Source organism: uncultured Aquimarina sp., from assembly GCF_947492965.1.
In the GTDB taxonomy this organism is placed as follows: Bacteria; Bacteroidota; Bacteroidia; order Flavobacteriales; family Flavobacteriaceae; genus Aquimarina.
In genome coordinates, this window is sequence record NZ_CANLOZ010000006.1 from 319,899 (window position 1) to 336,465 (window position 16,567).

A 16,567-nucleotide genomic window follows, 5' to 3' on the forward strand; every position below is an offset into this window, starting at 1 on the left:
AAATTATTCTACAAATAGATAATTAAGCTGCAAGGTATTGAATTCTGTATTAAAGCTTTTTATTTCTTCAGAAATTAATTTGTCAAATAGTGTCAATTGAGTTTCTATCTCTTTAGTTAATTCATTTTTTACAGCAATATCTTGTGCTGTCGGACCAAAATCTCCCATTCCTACCAGAGAGTTTAGATGACCAAGCTTGTTAGTTAATTTTATTGGGAAATTCAATGGATCTTGACCACTTCTATTTTTAGTTTGGTATAGTGCTTTTTCAATTTCTCCAAATTGTTTTTGTAGATCTTTAGCTTTAGTTACCAAATCTTTTGTTTTCTCATCATCTTTATATTGTTTGGAGAATGATTTAAGCTGAGTGTTGATCTTTCTAATCTTTTTAATAGATTGATGTGCTTTATCCACGGTTTTATTTACATCTGTAATAAAATCAAACTGTTGTTGCATTTGCTGTGGTGTAGCTTCTGCTCTAGGATCTGCTAAAATGGTAAAGGGTTGCGAATTCTCTTTTCCATTAACATTTAGGCTTACCTTATAGGTTCCGGGGACAGCTTTTGGACCGTCTAGACTTGCCCACCATAAGATCATCCCTTTCAACTTTTCTGCTCCTTTACCGCGCATATTCCAGTTAAATTGATTAGCTCCTTTTTCTAAATCTTTTAACTGGTGCTTTTTCTCTTTGGCACTAGTACTAAACGAAGCGATAGTATCTCCTTTGGTATTAAAATAAGTTAATGAAACCGTGTCTTTCTTCTTATCAAACTTTTTCAGGTTGAAATAGGTGATAACTCCACTAGGATGATTGGTTCCTTCGGTTTTAGAATCTTTGAAACTACCACCACGCATTCTGTAGGTGTCTTTTGGTTTAAATAAAGTGTAGTTTTCCGTTGCTATGGTATTATTTAATTGATGAAGAACTGTTAAATCATCAATAATCCAAAGGCTTCTTCCTTGGGTAGCTACTACCAAGTTATTGTCTTTTATGGCTAAATCAGTTATAGGAACAATAGGAAGGTTTAGTTGAAAAGATTTCCAGTTAGCTCCGTCATTGAATGAAATATACATTCCAGTCTCTGTACCTGCATATAATAATCCTTTTCTTTTTGGATCTGCTCGGAGTACTCTGGTAAAATGTTCACTAGGAATTCCTGTTGTGATTTTTGTCCATGATTGTCCATAATTTGTTGTTTTATATAAATATGGAGCAAAGTCACCAGACTTATATCGTGTACCTGCAATGTAGCAAGTGCCTTCATCAAAAGCACTAGGTTCAATACTATTGATCATCATCCATTCTGGCATTCCTTTCGGAGTTACGTTACTCCAGTTCTTTCCTCCATCTTTACTTACATGAACTAATCCGTCATCACTACCTGTCCATAACAATCCTTCTTTCAAAGGACTTTCTGCGGCAGCAAAAATAGTACAGTAGTATTCCACCGAAGTGTTATCTTGTGTAATAGGACCTCCAGAAGACTTCAGTTTACTAGGGTCATTTCTTGTAAGGTCTGGACTGATAACTTCCCAACTTTGTCCTTCGTTTTCAGTGACATGAACCTGATTAGAGAAGGTATACAATCTATTTGGGTTGTGTTTTGAGAACATAATAGGGAAATTCCATTGAAAACGATATTTCATATCTTCTGCTCCATGTCCCATAGGGTTATCCGGCCATACACTGATGGATCGTACAGTTTCGGTTTTGTGATTTACTCTGGTAAGGAATCCATCATAGCTACCGCCATAAACGATATCATTATTCTTTGGATCTACAGCAATATGCGCGGATTCTCCACCAGCAGTGGACTCCCAATCATCTTCTGAAATGGACCATCCTGTACTTCTGTGATTAATTCGTATAGTGGAATTGTCTTGTTGTGCAGCGTATATTCGATATGGGAAACTATTATCTGTAGTTACTCTATAGAATTGTGATGTTGGTTGATTATGATAAGTACTCCAGGTTTCTCCACCATCATAAGTAATCTGGGCACCACCATCATCACCTATGACCATTCGTTTAGGGTTTTCTGGAGCTATCCAAAGATCATGGTGATCTCCATGTGGAGCTCTAAAACTACTGAAGTTTTTACCGCCATCTTTACTTTTGTGATAAGAAACATTTACCACATATACTACATCTTTATCTTTAGGATCTGCATAAATCCTAGTGTAATACCAAGCACGCTGACGAAGACTACGATCGCTATTTAAAAGGTTCCAGGTTTCACCACCGTCATCACTTCTATACACTCCACCCTTTTCTTTATTTTCTACAATGGCCCAAACTCTTTCGCTGTTCACTGGAGAAACAGTAACACCAATAATACCAAGAGTGTCTTTAGCAAAACCTTTATTTTTCGAAATTTCCTTCCATGTTTTACCGCTATCTGTACTTTTCCATAAGGCAGATCCATCTCCACCAGAACTTAAACTGTAAGGTGTTCTTCTGGCGTTCCAAGTAGAAGCATATAAGATTCTAGGGTTGTTAGGGTCTAAAGTTAAATCAACCGCACCAGCATCTTGATTCGAAAAAAGTACTTTGTTCCATGTTTTACCACCATCTATACTTTTGTAAACACCTCGATTTTGTGTTGGTTTGTAGATGTTTCCTAAAACACCCGCGTATACAATATCTGGATTGGTTGGATGAATAGCAATTCTAGGAATATGTCTACTTTTTGGCAAACCTGATTGAGTCCATGTTTTACCAGCATCAACACTTTTCCATACACCATATCCTGAAGATACATTTCCTCTAAGTGTTTTTTCGCCACCACCGACGTAGATTACATTTGGGTCACTTTTAGATACTGAAATAGAACCAACAGAACCTCCAAAAAAGCCATCAGATATATTTTCCCAGGTTCTTCCACCATCGGTAGTTTTCCAAACACCACCTCCAGTGGCGCCAAAATAAAATAAATTAGGTTTTCCAGGAACTCCTGTTACTGCAGCACTTCTACCTCCTCGAAAAGGCCCTACTAATCGATATTCTAAGGCGTCATAAAGTTCTTCTTTATACGTTTGTGCATTTACCAATGAAAAATTGCCTATTACAAAAAATGTAATAAGAGTGAGTTTGATGATTCTTGAGTACATTCAGTTGAGTTTATAGTTTACGCCTAGATGTTGATTGATCACAGTGTAGATTTGATGGTCTACTAAAATCAGGAATAAAAGCGTATTGAAAAAGATTTTCACGTAATTTTAACCTTAGTCTACTGGTTAAGATGAAATCGTGTTACAAGAATAATAGACTATGCGCCTTTTGGAAGAACTAGTGTTTTTCTAACTTCTCTGTTTAGATAATAACCGGTAAGTATAGTGGATAATACATCCGCAATTGGAAAAGCAATCCATACACCTAGAACACCAAGAAAAGGAGGTAGCATTAAGATAAGTGGGATCAGAAAAAAACCTTGTTTTGTTAAGCTCAACAATAAAGCAGGAACTACTTTTCCAATAGATTGGAAATAAGCGGAACCAATTAACTGTACAATAATCACAGGTGTAGCCAAAAACACAATTCTTAGGGCTGACGGCGTTCGCTGAAGAATTTCCTTGTTATTAGCAAGTGTTTCAGGATCCAAAGAAGTTTTAGTACTTACGAAAATAGAAATGAATTGGTGTGGAAACACCATTATTATTAGAAATATTATGATAGCTAATATTCCTCCATACGTAATAGATGTATTGATAGATTCTCGAACTCTCTGAAACTTTTCTGCACCATAATTGTATCCGGCAATAGGCATAAAACCTTGATTTACTCCAATAACTGGAAAAAGTGCAAACATCAATACTGTTCTTATGATACCGTAAGAAGCAATGTCTAATTCATCACCATAATTTCCTAAAACGTTATTAAGTAAAATCCCTAATACCGCAATAGTACCTTGTCTGGCGAGGGTAACAAAACTAAGTCCACTAATTTCGTTTACAATAGATTTTTTTAGCTTAATACATTCTGCATTAAGAGGCAATTCACTTTTTACGATAAAAAACCACAAAATGAAACCAAAGCAAATCGCATAGCTTATAAAAGTAGCCCAAGCTGCACCTTCCATTCCGTATCCCATAACATTAATGAGAATGTAGTCTAGAAAAATATTACCAATAGCGGGTAATATCATTGCTACCATTGCAAATGTAGGTTTTCCTTCTGCTCGGATTACATTATTACCCATCATCGACATAGAAAGCATTACAATGCCATAGAGTACTATTCTGTAATAAATAAGTGCATAATCTTTAAAGGATTCTTCTGCGCCCAAAAAACCTATAAAAAAATCTTGAAAAATTAATCCAATTAAAGCTAATGAACCAGATATTAAAAAAGTTAAGGTGGTTTGATTTCCAAAGACACGTAGCGCTTTATCTCTGTCTCCAGACCCTAATGCTCTTGATAAGACTGAACTCCCCCCAATTCCAATAGCTAATCCAATAGCACCAATAAAAAAGGTAAAAGGAATAACCACTTGAACAGCAGAAATTGCAAGACCACCAATCCAGTTACCTAAAAAAGCAGTGTCTACAATCATATTTAAAGACATTACCAGTATCCCAATAGAGGCTGGTACTGCCTGCTGAATAAGAAGTTTTCCAATGGGTTTAGTTCCTAAAGCTTCAGAGCTTATTCTCGCCATTCTTTATACAGGAATTTTTTCTCCAATCCATTCGTTCACCCAATTTCCAAGTACATCTGCCCAATCGTCTCGATCATTTAAACAAGGAATTGTGGTAAATTCTTTTCCGCCAACTTCATGGAAAATTTCTTCTCCTTCCATGGCAATTTCTTCTAATGTTTCCAGACAATCCGATACGAAAGCAGGAGTAACAATAGCCATTTTTTTAAGACCTTCTTTCCCCATTCTTTCTATGGTTCTATCTGTATACGGTTGTAACCAGGGATCAAAACCTAATCTGGATTGAAATGTAGTAGAGTAGGTGCCATTTTTTAATCCTAATTTTTTAGCAACCTGAACCGTAGTCATTTCACATTGATGACGGTAACAGAATTCATGTTGTACAGACCCCTTCTTAAAACAACATTTGCCATCCATTTTACAATTTCCGTTGCTAATATCGCTTTTTCGGATATGTCTTTCTGGAACACCATGATAACTAAATAAAAGGTGGTCATATTCAACACCTTCTAAATGTTCTGAAATACTGTTTGATAGTACATCTATATATTCCTTTTTATCATAAAAAGCAGGAATATCAGATATTTTCATATGAGGAAAATGCTCTTTTCTTAATTCTTCGGCAAGTACCAAAATTGTTTCTGTAGTTGCCATTGCAAATTGAGGATATAACGGTACAATAAGTACTTCATCGACACCTTTATCATGTAATTCTTGTAATCCTTTATGGATGCTCATGGAACCATATCGCATTGCCAATCCAACGGGGACATTGGTTCTTTCGGCTACTTTTTTCTGTAATCTTTCAGAAAGAACTATTAGAGGAGAACCCTCTTCCCACCATATTTTTTTGTAAGCAGCTGCGGATTTTTTAGGACGTGTATTTAGAATAATACCTTTTACCAATAATGTTCTAGCCCATAAAGGAACGTCAATAACTCTAGGATCCATCAAAAATTCTCCAAGATATTTCTTTACATCCTTGGGATCTGTACTGTCAGGAGATCCTAAATTAACAAGAAGTACACCTTTGCTCATAGTTTATCTTTTTCGAAACGTAAAAATACAAACTATTCAATGGATAGATCATAAAATTATAATAAGACTTAGTGATCTAATAATTGATAATAACAATTTTATTAATAATTCTTGGAATTCGTTTTTAGATTAGTTCTTAAAACAATATACAGACAAGTTAAAATGTTTTAAACTAAAAGTTCTCAGATAATATTTTCTTATTTTTATAAGATCAAAAAAGCATTGAAATGAAACGTATTATTGTAGACGTAGAAAACGAAAAGTTACCTTTTATTATAGAATTGTTAGAACATTTTGAATTTGTTTCTGTTTTAGCTGATCCAGATGGAGATGATAGAGGAATGTATGACTCTATTGTTTCTTTACAGAAAGGGGAAGGAATTCCAATGAAAGAATCTTAAAATTCTGTATTTAGCTTAGATTCATCACGTACTTTTTAGGAGTGGTGCCAAATTTCTTTTTAAAAGCTGCTATAAAATGGCTTGCCGTGCTATATCCTACCTTTAGGCCAACTTCATTTACATTATGACTTCCAGTTGCTAATAACTGGCGAGCTACCTCCATTTTATAATCGAAAAGAAAGGTATATACTGGTTCACCATAGATTTGCTTAAAACCATCTTTGAGCTTACCCAATGGTAGTCCAATTTCTTTTGATAATTCTTGAAGAGTTGGTGGCTCAGCCATTCTGGAAATAATTATTTCTTTAGCCTGTTTTATTTTAAGCACATTTTCTTCATCCACTAGAAAAGGACACTGGTCAATATCTGCATCTTCAGGTTTGTTGAAATAAAGGCTCAGTAATTCATACGATTTTCCTTTAAAATATAGGAGTTTAATAGAACGGTGTAGATTGTAATTTAGAATTTGATTTAAAATAACGGTCATAGAAGGAGAAATATCGGCATCCGTGTAGTATTTTTTATCACGATTACCTTCTCCTAAAAATGGAATATAATCTGCTTCTTTAGAAAAGAGAGAATGAAATTTTTTAATTGAAATTAATAATGAAATAAGAGATGAATCCTTTTCCATTTCCAGATTCATAGGCAAGTCTCTCTGCGGATTATATAATAGGAGCGATTTTTTATCTGGTAAAGGTATCGAATAGCTCCCGTTATTAAAGTTAAACTTGGTGTTACCTTTTACACAGAAGTGAAATTGAATGTAGCTACTATTAATATCTCGTATAATCCTTTGACTATCATTAGTTTCGTTTTGGAACTTAAGTATAAAGAAACCATCCTCGATCATGGTTTCTTCCATTATGCCTGGAGCGTTATTTTTTAACTGTATTTCCATCTTCTATGTGGTATTTATTTAGAATAAATCTAAATTGATATTTTTGAAATCTATGGTAGCTATACAAAAATAAGTGTTTTTACGTGATTTTGACTATTTAAAGAGATAAACAACGCATTTCGATACTTTAAAACCTTTAAGCGTTATTTTTTAAACTAGATGTGGGATATTTTTGCTACGGAAAAATTGAGACGGCCCAATGGAACCTCACCTACGTACAAAAGGATCACATTTTTATGCAATTGGTCTCAGCTATAAAAAGGCTGATGCTGAGGTGCGTGGTCATTTTAGTCTTAATGATGAGGCAAAAAGTCTAGTTCTTCAAGAAGCAAAAGACCACGGTATCGAAGGTCTTTTGGTAATGTCTACTTGTAATCGTACAGAGCTGTATGGTTTTGCACAACATCCTTTTCAGTTAATAAAGCTTTTATGTAAACATACTGTTGGAACTGTAGAAGAGTTTGAACAGGTTGCTTATGTTCATAAAAATAGCAAAGCTGTACATCATCTTTTTAGAGTAGGAACAGGTTTGGATAGCCAGATTTTAGGTGATTTTGAAATTATCGGACAATTAAAATCCGGATTTCGAACATCTAAAAGGATACAGATGATTAATCCGTTTTTAGAGCGTTTGACCAATGCGGTAATTCAAGCAAGTAAAAGGATTAAAAATGAAACTGAAATATCCAGTGGCGCTACTTCTGTAAGTTTTGCAGCAGTACAATATATTTTAGCTAGAGTTCCTTATGTCTCTGACAAAAACATATTACTTTTTGGAACAGGAAAAATAGGAAGAAACACTTGTGAAAATTTAGTAAAACATACTAAAAATGATCACATTGTATTGATAAATAGAACAAGGGACAAAGCCGAAAAAGTAGCAGGAAAATTTAATCTTATTGTAAAAGATTATGAAACACTCAAAGATGAGGTGAACAAAGCGGATGTTCTAATTGTGGCTACTGGAGCTCAGCAACCTACGATTACCAAGGAAATTATTAACACGGATAAGCCTTTGTTGATTTTAGACTTATCAGTTCCAAAAAATGTTCATTCTAACGTATCTGAATTTCCAAATGTTACTTTAGTGCACATGGATGATTTATCGAAAATCACAGATGATACCTTACAGCGAAGAAGAGTTCATATACCGAAAGCAGAGGTTATTATAGAAGAAGTAAAGTCGGAATTTGATAGTTGGTTAGAAACTAGAAAATTTGCTCCTACTATTAAAGCCTTAAGAAATAAACTAGCCTCATTTAAGGATGCTGAAATCAATTTACAGCGTAAAAAAATGGCAGATTTTAACGAAGAGCAAGCAACGATCATTAGTGATCGCATCATACAAAAAATAACGAATCATTTTGCTAGTCATCTCAAAGATGAAAACACTGCTTCTGAGGAAAGTATTGAATTGATTCAGAAAGTATTCCAAATACAAAATAAATAGTGACACATAAGAAAATCCGAATTGGAACAAGAGATAGTGAATTAGCACTTTGGCAAGCAAAAACAGTTCAGAATAAATTAGAAAAGCTTGGACACGAGACGATCTTGATTCCTGTGAAGTCTACTGGAGATATTATTTTGGATAAACCTTTATATGAATTAGGGATCACTGGCATTTTTACCAAAACATTGGATGTCGCTATGATTAATAACGATATTGATATTGCCGTACATTCTATGAAAGATGTTCCCACGGCCTTACCCAAAGGTATTGTAGAGGCTGCGATTTTGGAACGTGCAAATTCAAATGATATTTTAGTACATAAAGGTGTTGATTTTTTAAATACTAATGGAACAATTGCTACAGGAAGTTTGCGTAGAAAAGCACAATGGTTACATAAATATCCTAAACATTCTGTTGTAGATCTTAGAGGAAATGTAAATACCAGAATGCAAAAGTTACAAGATAGTGATTGGAACGGAGCTATTTTTGCAGCCGCAGGACTAGAAAGAATCGACTTAAAACCTAAGGAATATATCGATCTTGACTGGATGATTCCAGCTCCTGCTCAAGGAGCTATGTTGGTAGTAGCCAAAGAAGATGATACTTATTGTCTAGAAGCACTCGAAAAACTAGATCATGAGCATTCTAAAATATGTGTTCATGTAGAAAGAGAATTTCTAAGAAAATTAGAAGGTGGTTGTACAGCACCAATTGGAGCTTTGGCAACTATAGAAGAAGATGAACTTCATTTTACTGGAGCATTATTTAGCTTAGATGGTAAGGAGAAGATTGAAGTTGCAGAGACTATTAAATTAGAGGATGTAAATGAATTTGGAATCCGTTGTGCTGAAAGGGTATTGGATAATGGAGGTAAGGAGTTAATGCAAAAAATTAAAGCAGTCTTACAATAATTGAAAGTAGAGCCTACCATATTATCCACAAAAAAATTATCCTATTCGCAAAAAGAATTGTTGTTAAACTCGGGAATCGGATTTGTGGAATATGATGCGATCGAGATTGAATTTTTGAATGTAACCATTGATCAACTCATACAAAATGCAATATTTACCAGCAAGAACGCGGTAAAAGTAATGCTAAATTCTGGAGTTACGATCCAACGATGCTTTTGTGTTGGAGATAATACGAAAAAGCTATTGCAGCAAGGAGGTATCAAGGTGATTGAAACAGCCCAGAACGCGAAAGATCTTGCCGAAATTATTGTTAAGAATTATCAACAAGAGAAATTTCACTTTTTTTGCGGAAACCTTAGAAGGGATGAACTACCATCTATTCTTTCTCAGAATAAAATAAGTTTAGAAGAAATAGTAGTCTATAAAACGCTAAAGAAGTCTACAAAAATTGATAGAGTTTTTGATGGAATACTGTTCTTTAGCCCTTCGGGAGTAGAAAGTTATACTTCTACGAATGAGATTAAAGAGAGTATGGTTTTTTGTATCGGAAGTACAACCGCCTCTGACGCAAAAGCACATACAGATAATATTATTATTGCCAATAAACCAACCGTAGAGAACGTGATTGTTCAGGCGGTCAAATACTTTGATAAAAGGATATGATAAAAAATGATTTATTTCTTAAAGCTTTAAAAGGAGAAACTGTGGAACGTCCACCTGTTTGGATGATGCGTCAGGCAGGAAGATATTTACCAGAGTTTATGGCTTTGAAGAAAAAATATGACTTCTTTACACGATGTAGAACGCCAGAATTGGCTTCTGAAATTACTGTACAGCCCATTGATATTATAGGTCCAGATGCAGCAATACTATTTAGTGATATCTTGGTGATTCCGCAAGCAATGAATATCGAAGTACAGATGAAAGATGGAATTGGTCCTTGGTTACCAAATCCAATTCGAACTCAGGCGGATGTTGATCAAGTGGTAGTTCCAGATGTCGATGAAGAGTTAGGATATGTAATGGACGCTATTACGCTTACGAAAGAGAAATTAGATAATAGAGTGCCCCTTATTGGTTTTGCGGGTTCTCCTTGGACGATACTATGTTATGCAGTGCAAGGACAAGGTTCTAAGAATTTTGATAAGGCTAAAGGATTTTGTTTCACTCAACCTGAAGCTGCTCATCAGTTACTGCAGAAAATTACAGACACTACGATTGCTTATTTGAAGAAAAAAGTGGCTACTGGTGTTAATGCAGTGCAAGTTTTTGATAGTTGGGGAGGCATGCTTTCACCTGTAGATTATCAGGAGTTTTCTTGGAAATATATTCAGCAGATAGTAGACGCTTTAAAAGGTGAAACGGAAGTAATCGTTTTTGGAAAAGGTTGTTGGTTTGCTTTGGGTGAGATGGCAAAATCAGGAGCATCAGCATTGGGTGTAGATTGGACTTGCTCTGCAAGAAATGCAAGATATCTTACAGGAGGAAATATAACATTACAAGGTAATTTTGATCCTTCTAGACTGTTATCACCGCCGTCGGATATTAAGAAGATGGTCAAACAAATGATCGATGAGTTTGGTAAAGATAAATATGTTGTGAATCTAGGACATGGAATTTTACCAAATATTCCAGTGGATAATGCGAAGGCATTTGTAGACGCAGTAAAAGAGTACAAAGGGTAATAATGACAATAGTAAGCCTAATCAAACGTCTTAATATTAGGCAATTGTTTAAGGTAATAGGCTTGGGTTTACAAAAACCGTTGTATATTATTCCGACATTTATTGCTACCAAAAGAACCTTAGCTATCTGTGATTCTTTATACGAAGGTGAACATCATTTTCATGGAAAAGCAAATGCGTTTAGACACTGCTTATGGAATGTGCTCATCTGTCAAAGAGTTTTGAAAGTTTCGGGAGATGCTACTAAATCTGAATTTTGGGCAAAAAGAATAACTGATTTGCATGAAAAATTAGCTCCAAATGAACCTTTGGAGCAAGCTATGGATTTACACAACAACGAGCTTGGCAGGATATATTTCAAAAAATTAAAGGATGCTACAGAAGGAGAAATTATTAGTTTTTTAGAATTAAAAATTAAAAATGCCAAAAAAGTGTTAGAGGTATCTAAATTTCATAACTATTCGAACGATTTGGTTTATATTGAGGAGGGTTAAGGTATTATTATGAAAGTATAGTAGTCTACAGATGATGAAGAATAAACTTAAACTTTTTTACAAGAAGTACTTGAGTCTCAAGAAAAGCTGGTCTCCACAACAAAATTTACTATACGGCTTTTTTACTTATGTTCTGGTTGGTTTTTGTTTGCTTTGTTTTCCGTTATTTCAAAAAGTATCTATACCTGTTCTTGATAACCTTTTCATGGCTACATCTGCAGTTTCTACAACAGGTTTAATTACAGTTGGTATTGCTGATAGTTATAATTTTTTTGGTCAATTCATTATATTGATTCTTTTTCAATTAGGAGGTATTGGTTATTTAACTTTTACAACATTTATGATTCTTTCAACAACCAGAAAGATAACGCATTGGCATAAAACACTATTAACTTCCGAGTTTACCTTACCTCAAACAATAAGGATAAAAGACTTCTTAAAATCTGTTATTTTCTTTACTTTTTTTATGGAGATTTTGGGAAGTATTCTGTTTTTTATTGCTTTTAAAATAGAAGGAATGTCTACAGGAATAGCATTGTGGAATGCAGTTTTTCATAGTGTAAGTGCTTTTTGTACAGCTGGGTTTAGTCTGTTTAATACTGGATTTACGGAATATGTTGATAATACTTTTATGAATGCCATTATTGCTTTTTTAGCTATTTCGGGATCTTTAGGTTTTATTGTGGCCACAGATTTTACTCTTAGACTAAAAAAAAAGTCACATAGGATTAGTTTTACTACTAAAATAGTATTGATAGGTTTCATTATCTTATTAAGTTTTGGTTTTGTGTTTTTCTATTTTTTTGAGCCAGAGATATATGGACTTCCAATAAAAGAGAGAGTATTAGCATCTTTCTTTCAAGTTATGAGTGCTATGACTACTGTTGGTTTTAATACAGTTGATTTCGGGGCTTTTGTCTTACCAATGTTGTTGGTTACTACGATATTGATGTATATTGGAGCTTCTCCTTCAGGAACAGCCGGAGGAATGAAAATAACTACATTAACAGCAGTTTTTTCAATAATGAAAAGTAGATTGAAAGGAAGAAAAAGGATCACTTTTTTAGGACGAACAATTCCTTTTGAAAGATTGTACATAGCAACTTCATCCTTTATTTTTTATACAACCTTAATATTTCTCGGAACATTTATTTTATCTTTTACAGAATCTTTTAGTTTTGAACAAATATTGTTTGAAGTTGCATCAGCGCTTGGAACAGTCGGATTAAGTACTGGGATTACCTCAGAACTAAGTGAAATAGGGAAATTGATCATTATAATTTTAATGTTTATAGGTCGATTGGGAGTTCTTACTTTTGGATTAGCAATATGGTCTAAAAGTGTTGTAAATGGAGAAGATCAGGTGCCAGAGGAAGATATTGCTGTATAAATTTTGAAACAAATTTGTTTAAAACACTACTTATAAGGAGTTAACCAATTTGTAGTATCATGATTAAAAATATAATAAACGGTATTAAAGCGTATTTGGACAGTTTTGGATTGATTTCTAAATTAGGCTTATGGAAGTATTTTGCGATCCCGATTTTGATCAGTTTTCTAACAGGAATCTTGTTTTTTGCGCTTTCGTGGTTTTTGTCTGATCCGCTAGGAGGATTTATTGCAAAAGCATGGGTATGGGATTGGGGTTCTGAAACTTTTGCAGTTATTAGTAAATATTTTGGCATTCTGTTGATATTAGCTTTAGGACTGGTCTTATACAAACATATTGTAATGGCATTATCAGCACCTTTTATGAGTCCTGTTTCTGAAAAGGTGGAAGCACATATCTTAGGAGATCGGCATAAACATCATGCGCACCGTAATACTTCGTTTAGAGAACAGTTGATACGTGGTATACGTATTAATGTTAGAAATTTATTTAGAGAATTATTATTTATCATACCATTGCTTGTCCTAAGTTTAATTCCTGGAGTTGGAATAATAACGACCATTTTGATATTTGCAATTCAAGCTTATTATATTGGTTTTGGTAACATGGATTATACTATGGAACGTCATTTTAAATATAAAGATAGTATTGAATTTGTTCGTAAAAACAGAGGCACTGCTATTGGAAATGGAATTGTATTTATGTTAATGTTGTTCATTCCAATAGTAGGATTTATCATCACATTACCTATATCTGTAGTGGCTGCTTCTACAGAAACAGTGACAATATTAGATAAAAAGGGTTTGATTCTTAAGGAAGCTTCTGAAGAAGTTTCAAAAATTGAAGCATAGAAAAGTAAATGAAACAAGTTATAACAGATTTGATGTACATCAGAATTAGTAATGATGAGTTTCATTTGGCTTTTAGAATAATATAAAAATACATGAAAGAAAAATTTTATCAGTATATCCAGGATTTACAAGATACTATTACTACAACACTTGAGAAAATAGATGGAGAGGCAACTTTTAAAGAGGATATCTGGAAAAGAGAAGAAGGTGGTGGTGGAAGAACTCGAGTGATTGAGAATGGAGCTGTCTTTGCAAAAGGAGGAGTAAATATTTCAGGAGTTCATGGTAAACTGCCAAAAGCAATGCAAAGTTACTTTAATGTTGGAGATGTCGATTTTTTTGCTTGTGGTTTATCACTGGTTTTACATCCAAAAAGTCCAATGGTACCAACAGTTCATGCGAATTGGAGGTATTTTGAGATGTATGATGAAGAAGGTACCATAGTAGATAGTTGGTTTGGTGGGGGACAAGATCTTACTCCATATTATTTGTTTGATGAAGATGCCAAACATTTTCATCAGGTTTGTAAATCAGCATGCGATAAACATGATTTAGATTTTTACCCATTATATAAAAAGAAGTGCGATGAATACTTCTACAACGCGCACAGAGGAGAAGGAAGAGGAGTAGGAGGCTTGTTTTTTGATTATTGTAAAAAAACGGATAATATAAATATGTCTCAGTGGTATGAGTTTGTAACTGAGGTTGGAAACAGTTTTCTAGAGGCTTATGTTCCTATTGTAGAGAAAAGAAAGGAAATATCCTACACAACTGACCAAAAAGATTGGCAAGAGATTCGCAGAGGAAGATACGTAGAGTTTAATTTAGTGCATGATAAGGGAACATTATTTGGATTAAAAACAAATGGAAGAATTGAAAGTATATTAATGAGCTTACCACCTCAGGTACAGTGGAAATATGATCATCATCCTGCTAAAGGAAGCGAAGAGGCGCGTTTACTGGAAGTGTTAAAAAATCCTATTGAGTGGGTGTAATCTTACGAAAAAGGAGGTGAAAAACGGTAATTATTAAAAATTCACTCGTTAAAGTGCTTAAAAATTAGGATAAAGTGTTGATTATAAGGATTTTTTTATTACCTTGCGTCAACTAATGTGGCTTAATGTATAATTATTAACCGATTAATACCCAAATTTGTATGAAAAAAATTCTACTATTGTTATTAACTGTCATCTGTATTACGGGATGTGAATATTTTTCCGGCGGTGGTAGTTCGAAACCCAAATTTGCCAAATTTTCAAAAAATACCATAACGTTTCGTAAGAATACTATTATGCTTACGAAAGGGTACGAGAAAACAACTCCTGAGGAATTTAAAGCTAGACTAGATTCGTTAGAAGATAGTCCTAAGTTTAAAAAGATTGCCTTAGAAGAATTAAAGAAGATCGAAAACAAGAACGTTGATTTCCAATTATTCGTTGATGAAAGAAATGTAGAAAATTACGTTTTTATCTACGCTTGCGATTATTATCAATTAGATGAGCACAGAGCGGCTACAGTAGTAGAAGCTTTAAGCAGACAACTAAAAGATGAGGCTCAAAGTCAAGATGTACGCTACAAAAGAATACACGGAAGATTTTTCTTTACCCCAACTTCAAAAATCGTGAAGTTAAAGTATCTGAAAGGATATAAAATGGAAAAGAAATATCAAGCAGAATATATTGTTGCTTCCAGATCAGGAGGAATTGGATTACTTATTAGTAACCTTGAAAACGTAGATTTTGAAAGTTCCATTAAACGACTTGCTTCAAAATAATAAGAAGAAGAATTTAATTGGGTTTTAATACAACTTATAAAAAAGGTATTGATTTTTATCAGTACCTTTTTTAATTATTAGAGAATTACTAAAATTCAAACATGTGAAAAGATTTATTTTATTAATGATATGTATTGGTTTTATGAGTTGTGCTAAAGAAGTAGAACCAACTCCTGATAATATCAATAAAATATTTGCTTCGCAGGATTTTACATTTGAGTTTCATCAATCTGGTGAGTCCAAAAAATCTATTAGTTTTAGAAATGACTATCTGGTTTATAAAAGTGATGCGCCAACATTTAGGAGAGAGATTACCTATGATGAGGTGCTGCTAATAAATGATTTTATACAGAATATTGTAAATCTGCACCAAAATGATGTAGACGAAGCATCTTCTTTCTACGTAGTTAAAAATACTGCTTATACCACTACCATTTTTCCTAAACAGGAGGACTTATATTTCGAAGCACTATTAAAAACACTAAAACTAGTTAAGTAATAACTTTCTGCATTACTTTGTTTTCATAGCTATGCATTTCCATATCAAAGAATGCATTACCAATGACAACGAACTGTTGTTTTTCGTAAAAGGAAATAGCTCTATTATTTTTTATATACACCCAAAGCCAGTACTCATTGTGGCCTTTGTTCTTCAGTTCTGTTTCAACAGACGCAATCAATCCGTTGCCTATTCCTTTTCCGAAGAACCAATCTAGAACATATAACTTCCCTAATTCTGGAGAAACGATATTTCTTATTGGGCATGTACTATCATATACAATTTCTGCTACTCCCACTGGATTATCTTTATAAGTAGCAACGATCATTGAGTTCTCTTTTTCAATAGTATTTTTAATTGCTTCAACAGAGAATTTTTGTGATACAAAATTAGCAAACTCGTGGGTGATTCCTTCTACAGCATAGGTTTTCATATACACTTGCTTAAAAAGAATAGAAAGTTGTAATGCATCTTCTTTTTTAGCTTTTCTGAAAAGTATTTCAGACTTCATA

At 33.9% G+C, this 16,567-nt stretch carries 16 protein-coding genes; 11 read left to right on the forward strand and 5 right to left on the reverse strand.

Annotated elements, in window-relative coordinates; genetic code table 11:
- Positions 1-3 precede the first annotated feature (3 nt).
- The 3 genes from Q1B37_RS17255 to hemH all read right to left on the reverse strand — a co-directional run bounded on the left by Q1B37_RS17255 (position 4) and on the right by hemH (position 5,696).
- Positions 4-3,111, reverse strand: coding sequence for a glycosyl hydrolase (locus Q1B37_RS17255; protein WP_299900618.1), 3,108 nt, complete (start codon positions 3,109-3,111; stop codon positions 4-6).
- A 158-nt stretch (positions 3,112-3,269) separates the two neighbouring features.
- Positions 3,270-4,658: an MATE family efflux transporter gene (locus tag Q1B37_RS17260; RefSeq protein ID WP_299900621.1), complete on the reverse strand. Its 1,389-nt coding sequence runs from the start codon at positions 4,656-4,658 to the stop codon at positions 3,270-3,272.
- A gap of 3 nt (positions 4,659-4,661) precedes the next feature.
- Positions 4,662-5,696 carry a ferrochelatase gene (hemH, locus tag Q1B37_RS17265; RefSeq protein ID WP_299900623.1) on the reverse strand — a complete coding sequence of 345 codons (1,035 nt, stop codon included), beginning with the start codon at positions 5,694-5,696 and terminating at the stop codon, positions 4,662-4,664.
- A gap of 227 nt (positions 5,697-5,923) precedes the next feature.
- On the opposite strand from hemH, the gene Q1B37_RS17270 reads away from it, so the two are divergent.
- Positions 5,924-6,097, forward strand: a complete 174-nt coding sequence (locus Q1B37_RS17270) for a hypothetical protein (protein WP_299608858.1) — start codon at positions 5,924-5,926, stop codon at positions 6,095-6,097.
- 10 nt (positions 6,098-6,107) lie between these two features.
- Here Q1B37_RS17270 and Q1B37_RS17275 read toward each other — a convergent pair whose 3' ends face one another.
- Positions 6,108-6,998, reverse strand: a complete 891-nt coding sequence (locus Q1B37_RS17275; RefSeq protein ID WP_299900626.1) for an AraC family transcriptional regulator — start codon at positions 6,996-6,998, stop codon at positions 6,108-6,110.
- 199 nt (positions 6,999-7,197) lie between these two features.
- Between Q1B37_RS17275 and hemA the strand changes: the two genes are divergently transcribed.
- The 10 genes from hemA to Q1B37_RS17325 all read left to right on the forward strand — a co-directional run bounded on the left by hemA (position 7,198) and on the right by Q1B37_RS17325 (position 16,055).
- Positions 7,198-8,448, forward strand: coding sequence for a glutamyl-tRNA reductase (gene hemA, locus Q1B37_RS17280; protein WP_299900628.1), 1,251 nt, complete (start codon positions 7,198-7,200; stop codon positions 8,446-8,448).
- Positions 8,448-9,362, forward strand: coding sequence for a hydroxymethylbilane synthase (gene hemC, locus Q1B37_RS17285; RefSeq protein WP_299900630.1), 915 nt, complete (start codon positions 8,448-8,450; stop codon positions 9,360-9,362). The genes hemA and hemC overlap by 1 nt, the downstream gene beginning before the upstream one ends.
- On the forward strand, positions 9,363-10,025 hold the full coding sequence (locus tag Q1B37_RS17290; RefSeq protein ID WP_299900637.1) for a uroporphyrinogen-III synthase: 663 nt from the start codon (positions 9,363-9,365) through the stop codon (positions 10,023-10,025).
- Entirely contained in the window at positions 10,022-11,047 is a 1,026-nt protein-coding gene (hemE, locus tag Q1B37_RS17295; RefSeq protein WP_299900640.1) for a uroporphyrinogen decarboxylase, read from the forward strand. The genes Q1B37_RS17290 and hemE overlap by 4 nt, the downstream gene beginning before the upstream one ends.
- A gap of 2 nt (positions 11,048-11,049) precedes the next feature.
- Positions 11,050-11,541: a hypothetical protein gene (locus Q1B37_RS17300; RefSeq protein WP_299900642.1), complete on the forward strand. Its 492-nt coding sequence runs from the start codon at positions 11,050-11,052 to the stop codon at positions 11,539-11,541.
- 34 nt (positions 11,542-11,575) lie between these two features.
- Positions 11,576-12,931, forward strand: a complete 1,356-nt coding sequence (locus tag Q1B37_RS17305; protein ID WP_299900721.1) for a potassium transporter TrkG — start codon at positions 11,576-11,578, stop codon at positions 12,929-12,931.
- Between the two features lie 59 nt (positions 12,932-12,990).
- Positions 12,991-13,782 carry an EI24 domain-containing protein gene (locus tag Q1B37_RS17310; protein ID WP_299900643.1) on the forward strand — a complete coding sequence of 264 codons (792 nt, stop codon included), beginning with the start codon at positions 12,991-12,993 and terminating at the stop codon, positions 13,780-13,782.
- 92 nt (positions 13,783-13,874) lie between these two features.
- The gene (gene hemF, locus Q1B37_RS17315) at positions 13,875-14,777 is read left to right on the forward strand and encodes an oxygen-dependent coproporphyrinogen oxidase (RefSeq protein ID WP_299900645.1); all 903 of its coding nucleotides are present in this window, start codon (positions 13,875-13,877) and stop codon (positions 14,775-14,777) included.
- Positions 14,778-14,938: 161 nt separating this feature from the next.
- Complete coding sequence (locus Q1B37_RS17320) at positions 14,939-15,556, forward strand: hypothetical protein (protein WP_299900647.1); 618 nt, start codon at positions 14,939-14,941, stop codon at positions 15,554-15,556.
- Positions 15,557-15,659: 103 nt separating this feature from the next.
- A complete protein-coding gene (locus Q1B37_RS17325) occupies positions 15,660-16,055 on the forward strand; it encodes a hypothetical protein (protein ID WP_299900649.1) in 396 nt (131 codons plus the stop codon).
- Here Q1B37_RS17325 and Q1B37_RS17330 read toward each other — a convergent pair.
- A complete protein-coding gene (locus tag Q1B37_RS17330) occupies positions 16,048-16,566 on the reverse strand; it encodes a GNAT family N-acetyltransferase (RefSeq protein WP_299608830.1) in 519 nt (172 codons plus the stop codon). The genes Q1B37_RS17325 and Q1B37_RS17330 overlap by 8 nt on opposite strands.
- Position 16,567: the final 1 nt, after the last annotated feature.